At 73.9% G+C, this 8,064-nt stretch carries 7 protein-coding genes and 2 pseudogenes; 6 read left to right on the forward strand and 3 right to left on the reverse strand.

The annotated features are described in order from the left end of the window. Window positions 1-5 precede the first annotated feature (5 nt). Entirely contained in the window at window positions 6-515 is a 510-nt protein-coding gene (locus tag ABZX67_RS31310) for a DinB family protein (protein ID WP_355367474.1), read from the forward strand. A gap of 40 nt (window positions 516-555) precedes the next feature. Here ABZX67_RS31310 and ABZX67_RS31315 read toward each other — a convergent pair whose 3' ends face one another. Together ABZX67_RS31315 and ABZX67_RS31320 are read right to left on the reverse strand one after the other, a co-directional pair. Next, window positions 556-2,181 carry a protein kinase gene (locus ABZX67_RS31315; protein ID WP_355367477.1) on the reverse strand — a complete coding sequence of 542 codons (1,626 nt, stop codon included), beginning with the start codon at window positions 2,179-2,181 and terminating at the stop codon, window positions 556-558. Between the two features lie 113 nt (window positions 2,182-2,294). After that, window positions 2,295-2,730, reverse strand: a pseudogene (locus ABZX67_RS31320) (EF-hand domain-containing protein); the annotation flags it as partial. Window positions 2,731-3,130: 400 nt separating this feature from the next. On the opposite strand from ABZX67_RS31320, the gene ABZX67_RS31325 reads away from it, so the two are divergent. After that, window positions 3,131-3,622, forward strand: coding sequence for an MSMEG_6728 family protein (locus ABZX67_RS31325; protein WP_355367480.1), 492 nt, complete (start codon window positions 3,131-3,133; stop codon window positions 3,620-3,622). Between the two features lie 250 nt (window positions 3,623-3,872). Here ABZX67_RS31325 and ABZX67_RS31330 read toward each other — a convergent pair whose 3' ends face one another. Continuing rightward, entirely contained in the window at window positions 3,873-4,172 is a 300-nt protein-coding gene (locus ABZX67_RS31330) for a helix-turn-helix domain-containing protein (protein ID WP_355367498.1), read from the reverse strand. A gap of 246 nt (window positions 4,173-4,418) precedes the next feature. Here ABZX67_RS31330 and ABZX67_RS31335 point away from each other — a divergent pair, with 246 nt between their 5' ends. From ABZX67_RS31335 to ABZX67_RS31350, 4 genes and pseudogenes are all read left to right on the forward strand, one after another. Further along, complete coding sequence (locus ABZX67_RS31335) at window positions 4,419-5,501, forward strand: NADH:flavin oxidoreductase/NADH oxidase (protein ID WP_355367483.1); 1,083 nt, start codon at window positions 4,419-4,421, stop codon at window positions 5,499-5,501. 137 nt (window positions 5,502-5,638) lie between these two features. Then, entirely contained in the window at window positions 5,639-6,724 is a 1,086-nt protein-coding gene (locus tag ABZX67_RS31340) for an exo-alpha-sialidase (RefSeq protein WP_355367486.1), read from the forward strand. Window positions 6,725-6,836: 112 nt separating this feature from the next. Beyond that, entirely contained in the window at window positions 6,837-7,514 is a 678-nt protein-coding gene (locus ABZX67_RS31345) for a uracil-DNA glycosylase (RefSeq protein WP_355367489.1), read from the forward strand. Window positions 7,515-7,530: 16 nt separating this feature from the next. Then, window positions 7,531-8,064, forward strand: a pseudogene (locus ABZX67_RS31350) (hypothetical protein); the annotation flags it as partial.

Genomic DNA, 8,064 nt, shown 5'->3' on the forward strand with positions numbered 1-8,064 from the left:
AGGTCATGACGATCCCGCCGACATTGGAACCGGCCCTTTTCCACGCAGCGTTCCGCGATCAGTTCGAGGCGTTCCTCGACGAGCACCGATCCGCGCTGCACGACAGCCTGAACGGGCTCACCGAAGAGCAGGCCCGCAGGTCGCTGGTCACCTCCAAGACGACGCTGCTGGGCCTGCTCAAGCACGCCGCCTTCGTCGAGAAGGTCTGGTTCGACGAGGCGATCACCTGCCGGTCCCGCGCCGACATCGGCATTCCCGCCACGCCTGACGAGTCCTTCGACCTGGACGACGCCGACACCATCGCCTCCGTCCAGCACGCCTACCGGCAGGCGTGCAAGGCCTCGCGCGAAGCCACGGCGCAGCTCGCTCTCGACGACGTCGTACGGGGCAACCGCCGGGGCCCGCTGCCGCTGCGGTGGGTCTACCTGCACGTACTGCGTGAACTGGCCCAGCACTGCGGCCACGCCGACATCCTCCGCGAGCAAGTCCTCGGCGGCACCACACCACGCGGCTGAAGCGGAGCGGCCCAGCGGGCCACCGCCGCCTGCTGACGCCTCAGGCCGCCTCCCTCCAGACGTTCATGCCGAGTTGCAGGAAGGCGGCTTCTCGCAGGGTCGTCTGCTTGACCTGGATCCTGAGAACCGCGATGTCGCCGGAGGCGTTCTTGACGCAGAACTCGGTGCCGTCGTCCGCCGCCGCGAGCGACCAGGTGCGGTACGCGGAGCCGGAGGCGCCGCTGAGGAAGTGACGGCAGACCGCGAGGGAGGCGGCCTTTCCGTTGAACATCTGCAGGAACACGCTGGTATCGCTCTGCAGCGCGCAGTCGGCGTCGTCCTCGCAGTCGAGGCGGATGTCGCCCGTACGGTCCTTACGCAGCATCGGCTCGCGCAGGCTCAGGGAGTTCTTTCCATCCAGCCACACGGGGGAGAGCACAACCGCTCCCTCCGCCGGGGAGGCGTTCGGGACAGGTCGCGACGCCCGGTCCCGGTGAGAGCCGGCGGCGGTCGGCGGGGCGCTGGACGGCGGCGCCGTGGACCGGGCGGACTTCACCGGGCCGGGTGTCGAAGCGGGTGTGTCCGCGGCCCGCTCGCCGAGGCCGAACCGGTCTCCGGCGAGCCACGTCAGGCCCGACAGCACCAGAGCGCCCGCCGTCACGGCCGCGGCCGTGATCAGCGCGGTACGCCGCCGTCCGGGCGGCGACCGCCGGGCGGGCCGCAGCGACAGCGTCAGGGGTGCGGTCGACGGCGCCACGGGGGTGCGCACCGGGCCCGGAACGGTCGCCTCGGGTCCCGTGACCTCGCGCCAGACGGCCGGCCCGCCGCCCCCGTCCGCGCCCGCGTCCGCGCCGGCATCCGCGTCCAGTTGCCGTCGGCACCACTCCACGATCTCCGCCGGCGTGGCCCGGTCCCCCGGATCGGGCGCCAGGCAGCGGGCGATCAGCGGGCGCAGCGGCTCGGGCAGCCGGGACAGGTCGGGTTCCTCGTGCACGATCCGGTACAGCACGACGGGCGCGATGCCGTCCCCGTACAGCGGCTCGCCCAGCGCCGCGAAGGCCGCCGTCTGGGCCAGTGCGAAGACGTCGGTCGCGGGGGTGATGTCACCGGCCGTCGCCTGTTCGGGGGCCATGAAGTGGGGTGTACCGACGGTGGAACCGGTGGCGGTGTACGAGGAGAGGTCGGCGGCGATCGAGATACCGAAGTCGATCACCCGCGGCCCGTTGGCGGCCAGCAGCACGTTGGACGGCTTGAGGTCGCGGTGCACGATCCCCGCGGCGTGAACCGACTGGAGCGCCTCCGCCACGCCGGCCATCAGCCACAGCACGGCGGACACCGGCAGCGGACCACGCCGGGCGACGGCCTCCGTGAGGGACGGCCCGGGCACGTACAGCGTGGCGAGCCAGGGGGGTGCGCCGTCGGTGTCGGCGTCGATCAGTTCCGCGGTGTAGGCGCCCCTGACCCGGCGGGCGGCCTCCACCTCCCGGCGGAACCGTCGCCGGAAGGCCGGATCGTCGGCCAGCTCCGGCCGCACCACCTTGATCGCCACCGGGCGGCCGCCCTGGGTGTGCGACAGGTACACCCGGCCCATGCCCCCCGCGCCGAGCCGGGCCGCCAGGCGGTAACCGGCCACGACGGCAGGGTCGTCCGCCTGGAGCGGCTGAAACACCTCGGTGGTGCTGTCCATCCGACTGTCGTCCCCCCTGATCCCCGACCGGCCGACGGGCCGGCCCGGGACGGCAGCCTAAACGGTGGGCCCCGCTGACCTGCGATGCTCCCCCTCGCAGATCATCTCGACGCCTAGGCGTCGGCGAGGAGGGGCTCGTACGGAGTGCTCCCGCGGCGGCCCGCCATGAAGGAGAGGAAGTCGCCCACGAAGGCGCTGCGGCCGTAGGCGCCGTCGGTGGCGGTGAGGTCGCGGTGGAAGGCGGCGCGGAAGAGGGTCCGGTACTCGTCCGCGTCGATGCTCCCGCTGCCGTCCTTGTCGGTGGCGTCGAAGAGCACCTCGGCGACGCGGGTGAGCGCGGGTCCGGCGAGGGAGGGGACGGCGGCGGCGTACTCGTCGGCGCTGACGCGGCCGTCGCCGTCCGTGTCGAGGGCGGCCCGGAGCTCGCGCCACCAGGCGGCGAAGGCTTCGCAGAGCCGGGTCTCCTCGGGCTCGCAGGTCGAGGCGGGTGGAGAGTGCGCGGGCCATGGCGGCGAGGTCGGGCCAGTCGAGGTGGCCGTCGCCGGTCTGCCGGGCCCTTCGCTCGGCCGTTCCCGGCCCGGCCCGTCGCGGTCGCCCTGCCGTCGCTCGCCGGGCCCTTCGCCGCGCTGCCGCCCGCCCGGTCGGTCCTCCGTCGCCGCGCGTGCGCCCGGGACGCCGTGATCCGTCACGCCCGCCCCCGTCCCCTCCGGAGCGGCCCCACTGGTCGTACCGCGCTCGGTCACGCCCATCCCGTCTCGCCGCCCCCGCCCGGCCCACGCCCTGCCGGCGTGTTCCCGCCCCGGGGGTCTGGCAGCGCAACAGGGCCCCTGACCGTCTGATACGGGTGGCCGTCACCCTTGGCTCGTACGCGCGAATTCCTCGCACCGGCATCGGAGGGCGTTCGGTGTCGTAGGCGGCCGACGCCTTCGACTTCGGGTAGGGACATCTCATGCAAACCTTCCTGCCCTACTCCGGTTTCACCCGTTCGGCGGAGGCCCTGGATCCGCGTCGGCTGGGCAAGCAGCGGGTGGAGGCGCTCCAGGTGTTCCGCGGGCTGACCGTGCCCGGATACGGATGGCGCAGGCATCCCGCGGTCCGCATGTGGACCGGGTACGAGGAGGCGCTCGTCCGCTACGGCCTGGACGTCTGCCGCGTCTGGACGGCCACCGGGCGCCCGGACACCTGCGCCGACACTCTGATGCGCGACTTCCGCGCCTGGCGGCGGCCGGTGGAGGGCGCGCCCCGGCCGCAGGGCGGGCTCGCCGCGGCCGGGGAGCTGCCGCCGTGGCTCGGCGACCCCGCCTTCCACCGCAGCCACCAGTCGGCGCTGCTGCGCAAGGACCCCGACTTCTACCGCGGCCACTTCCCCGGCGTCCCGGACGACCTCCCGTACGTCTGGCCGGCGTCCGACCGGGACCCGGAGGCGGCCCGCGAGGTGTAGGGCCTGTCTTCCGGTCTTTCCGGGGTCGGGGATCAGGGACCGGCCAGCGCCTCCAGCGGGCTCGGCGCGGCCGCCCGGCAGGCGGGGACGGTGGCCGCGGCCGCCGCTCGAGGGTCTTCGAGACCGCGCCGCCGTCGGTGCGGACGACGATCCGCTGGACCGAACCGGGCAGGAAAGGCGTCCTCGGCCACCTCCGTACGGGCGCCCAGCGCGTCGCGGGCGAGACGCGGCAGACGCCTTCGCCGACCGCTCAGAAGCCTGCGAGGCGGACGCCCTGCCGCTCGGCGGCGGCGAGGACCGCGTCCAGCAGACCGGGGAAGAGCGCCTCCAGGTCGGCGCGGCGCAGGCCGTTCATCTTGGCCGTGCCCCGGTAGGTCTGGCGGATGACACCGCTCTCGCGCAGGACGCGGAAGTGGTGCGTGGTGGTCGACTTGGTCACCGGCAACTCGATGTGCGAGCAGGCCACCTCGGACTCCGCCGTGGCCAGTTCGCGTACGACGCGCAGCCGCATCGGGTCGGCGAGGGCGTGGAGCACCCCTTCGAGGCGGATGTCGTCGCGCGGGGGGTGGGCGAGTTCGCGCGGGCTGGAGCCCGCGGCTCCGGTGCTTCCGGTGCTTCCGGTGCTTCCGGTGCTTCCGGTGCTTCCGGTGCTTCCGGTGGTCAGAGCGGTCACGGGGGCTCCAGGTTCCTCGGTTCCCTGCATTGTACGAGAGACCTCATAGTTTGACAGGTGCCGTACTACGACGGTTATCGTACGAGGCGTACCGACCGGCCCCGCCGCGCATTGGAGTCCGCCGTGAGCGCACTGTTCGAGCCCCGCACCCTGCGGTCGCTGACCATCCCCAACCGCGTCTGGATGGCACCCATGTGCCAGTACAGCGCCGAGGCCTTCGGACCGAACGCGGGCGTCGCCGGCGACTGGCACTTCGCGCACTACGCGGCCCGCGCCGCCGGCGGCACCGGTCTGATCCTGCTGGAGGCCACCGCGGTCTCCCCCGAGGGCCGGATCAGCCCGTACGACCTCGGCCTCTGGAACGACACCCAGGTCGAGGCGCTGCGCCGGATCACCGGGTTCCTCAAGAGTCAGGGCACGGTCCCGGGCGTCCAGCTCGCCCACGCCGGGCGCAAGGCCTCCACCGAGCGCCCCTGGAAGGGCGGCGCGCCGGTCGGCGCCGACGCGCACGGCTGGCAGCCGGTCGCCCCGAGCCCGCTGCCCTTCGACGAGGGCCACCCGGTGCCGGACGAGCTGACGCGGGAGCAGATCGGCGAGATCGCCGGTCAGTTCGCGGCCGCCGCGCGGCGCGCGCTCGACGCGGGCTTCGAGGTCGTCGAGATCCACGGCGCCCACGGCTACCTGATCAACGAGTTCCTCTCCCCGCACAGCAACCACCGCACCGACGCGTACGGCGGCTCCTTCGAGAACCGCACCCGCTTCGCCCTGGAGGTCGTCGACGCCGTCCGGGAGGTATGGCCCGAGGAGCTGCCCCTGTTCTTCCGGATCTCGGCCACCGACTGGCTGGAGGAGGGAGCGGGGTGGACGGCCGACGACACGGTCCGTTTCGCCGCGCTGCTCAAGGAGCACGGCGTGGACCTGCTCGACGTGTCGACCGGCGGCAACGCGCCGCACGTCCACATCCCGGTCGGCCCGGGTTACCAGGTGCCGTTCGCGGCACGGGTGAAGGCGGAGACGGGCCTGCCGGTAGCCGCGGTGGGGCTGATCACCGAGGCCTCGCAGGCCCGGAAGATCGTCGCCAACGGCGAGGCGGACGCGGTGCTGCTCGGCCGTGAGCTGCTGCGCAACCCGTCGTGGGCCCGGCACGCGGCGCGCGAGCTGGGCGGCGAGGTGCACGTGCCCGACCAGTACCACCGGTCGGTCTGACGCCCCGGTCGGTCCGACACCACCGGTCGGTCTGACACCTCGCGCGACCTGCGTAAACGCCTTCAGGACGGCCACTGTCAGTGGGTGGGTGCACACTGGCCCGTATCCGCGACAACGGCGTCCTGGAGGTGTCGGCCATGACCGACGTACTGCTCACCGTAGGCACACGCAAGGGACTCTTCATCGGCCGCAGGCGAGACGGCAGGTGGGAGTTCGGCGGCCCGCACTTCAACGCGCAGGCCGTGTACTCGATCGCGATCGACAGGCGCCGGAGCACGCCCCGGCTGCTGGCGGGCGGGGACAGCGCGCACTGGGGGCCGTCGGTGTTCCACTCCGACGACCTGGGCGAGACCTGGACCGAACCGCGGCAGCCGGCGGTCAAGTTCCCCAAGGACACCGGCGCTTCGCTGGAGCGGGTGTGGCAGCTCCACCCGGCGGGCCCGGCCGCTCCCGGTGTCGTCTACGCGGGCACGGAGCCCGCCGCGCTCTTCCGCTCCACGGACGAGGGCGAGACCTTCGAGCTGGTGCGGCCGCTGTGGGAGCACCCGACCCGGTCGCAGTGGGTGCCCGGCGGGGGCGGCGAGGCCGTGCACACCGTCGTCACGGACCCCCGCGACCCCGACCTCGTGACGGTCGCGGTGTCGACGGCCGGGGTGTTCCGCACCCGGGACGGCGGCGCGACCTGGTCACCGTCGAACGACGGCGTGTCGGCGGTCTTCCTGCCGGACCCGCACCCGAAGTTCGGGCAGTGCGTGCACAAGATCGCACAGGACGCGGGCGACCCGGACCGGCTGTACCTCCAGAACCACTGGGGGGTGTACCGCAGCGACGACGGCGGCGCCAAGTGGACCGACATCGGCGCCGGCCTGCCCTCCGACTTCGGCTTCGCCATGGTGGCGCACCCGCACCGGGCGGACGTGGCGTACGTGTTCCCCATCGCCGCGGACGCGGACCGGGTCCCGGCGGACCACCGCTGCCGGGTCTACCGCACGAGTGACGCGGGCGGGACGTGGGAGCCCCTGTCGGCGGGCCTGCCCGAGGGCGACCACTACGGCACAGTGCTGCGGGACGCGATGTGCGTGGACGACGCCGATCCGGCGGGCGTGTACTTCGGCAACCGCAACGGCGAGCTGTACGCGAGCGCCGACGACGGCGACAGCTGGCAGTTGCTCGCCTCCCACCTGCCGGACGTGCTGTGCGTGCGGGCGGCGGTCGTCGGATGAGATCCGGGTGAGATCCGGGTGAGGCCCGGGTGAGGTCGGGTGCGGGCCCGGTGCGGTCCATGCCTCGGGCGTCGGGTGAGAGGGGGCTCGCTGCGCCAGTAGAGTGACGGCCGTGGCAGCACGACCGTTGAATGAAATCGTCGAGCCGGGGTGGGCGCAGGCCCTCGCGCCGGTGGCCGAACGCATCGCCGCGATGGGCGACTTCCTCCGCGCGGAGATCGCCGCGGGACGCACCTACCTCCCGGCGGGGGCGAACGTCCTGCGGGCGTTCCAGCAGCCGTTCGACGAGGTGCGGGTCCTGATCGTCGGCCAGGACCCGTACCCCACACCGGGACACGCGGTGGGGCTGAGCTTCTCGGTCGCGCCCGACGTGCGGCCGTTGCCCGGCAGCCTGGAGAACATCTTCCGGGAGATGCACACCGACCTCGGGCTGCCCCGGCCCTCCAACGGCGACCTGACGCCGTGGACCCGGCAGGGCGTGCTGCTGCTCAACAGGTCGCTGACGACGGCGCCCCGCAAGCCGGGCGCGCACCGCGGCAAGGGCTGGGAGGAGGTGACCGAGCAGGCCATCAAGGCGCTCGCCGCACGCGGCAAGCCGCTGGTGTCCGTGCTGTGGGGGCGTGACGCCCGCAATCTGCGCCCGCTGCTCGGCCGGCTCCCCGCCATCGAGTCGGCCCACCCGTCACCGATGTCGGCCGACCGCGGCTTCTTCGGCTCGCGCCCGTTCAGCCGGACGAACGAGCTCCTGCTCCAGCAGGGCGCCCAGCCGGTCGAGTGGCGCCTGCCGTGACGCGGCGCGGCGGCGCATGAGCGGCCGCGTGTGGGTGCTGGGCGTCGACTCCGGCGGCTCGGGGCTGCGGGTGGCCCTCGGAGCCGTCGCCGGGGAGACCGGTGGCGTGCGGGCCGTGGACAGCGTGGCGTTCACGGAGCCGGTACGGACCGGAGAGCGGGGCATCGACGCGGGGCATCTGCTGGAGCGGCTGGTGCCCGCCGCCGAGGAGCTGTTGACCCGGGCCGGTGTCGCCGGACGGTCGGCCTCCGTCACCGCCGTCCCCCTCGCCGCCGTCCCCCTCGCCGCCGTCGCCGTCGGGGCCGCCGGGATGGCGACCCTCGGGGACGACCTGCGCGCCACGCTGCCCGCCGCGCTGCGGAGTTCCCTCGGCGTGGACCGGCTCGCGCTGGCGGCCGACGCGGTCACCGCGTACGCGGGGGCGCTCGGCCAGCGGCCGGGCGCGGTGGTCGCGGCAGGCACCGGCAGGGTCCGCACGGTCGCCTGCCGGTACTCCGAGGTGATCGCCCGGATCGACTCGGCCTGCGCCTTCGCGCGCCCGAAGACCTTC

Origin of the sequence: Streptomyces sp. NPDC003036, assembly GCF_040611175.1 — a bacterium.
Lineage (GTDB): Bacteria > Actinomycetota > Actinomycetes > Streptomycetales > Streptomycetaceae > Streptomyces.

Bases quoted from the DNA above. Each gene is read 5' to 3' on its own strand.
- ABZX67_RS31310 (WP_355367474.1), top strand. From the start codon at position 6: ATGACGATCCCGCCGACATTGGAACCGGCCCTTTTCCACGCAGCGTTC.
- ABZX67_RS31325 (WP_355367480.1), top strand. From the start codon at position 3,131: ATGCAAACCTTCCTGCCCTACTCCGGTTTCACCCGTTCGGCGGAGGCC.
- ABZX67_RS31340 (WP_355367486.1), top strand. From the start codon at position 5,639: ATGACCGACGTACTGCTCACCGTAGGCACACGCAAGGGACTCTTCATC.
- ABZX67_RS31315 (WP_355367477.1), bottom strand. From the start codon at position 2,181: ATGGACAGCACCACCGAGGTGTTTCAGCCGCTCCAGGCGGACGACCCT.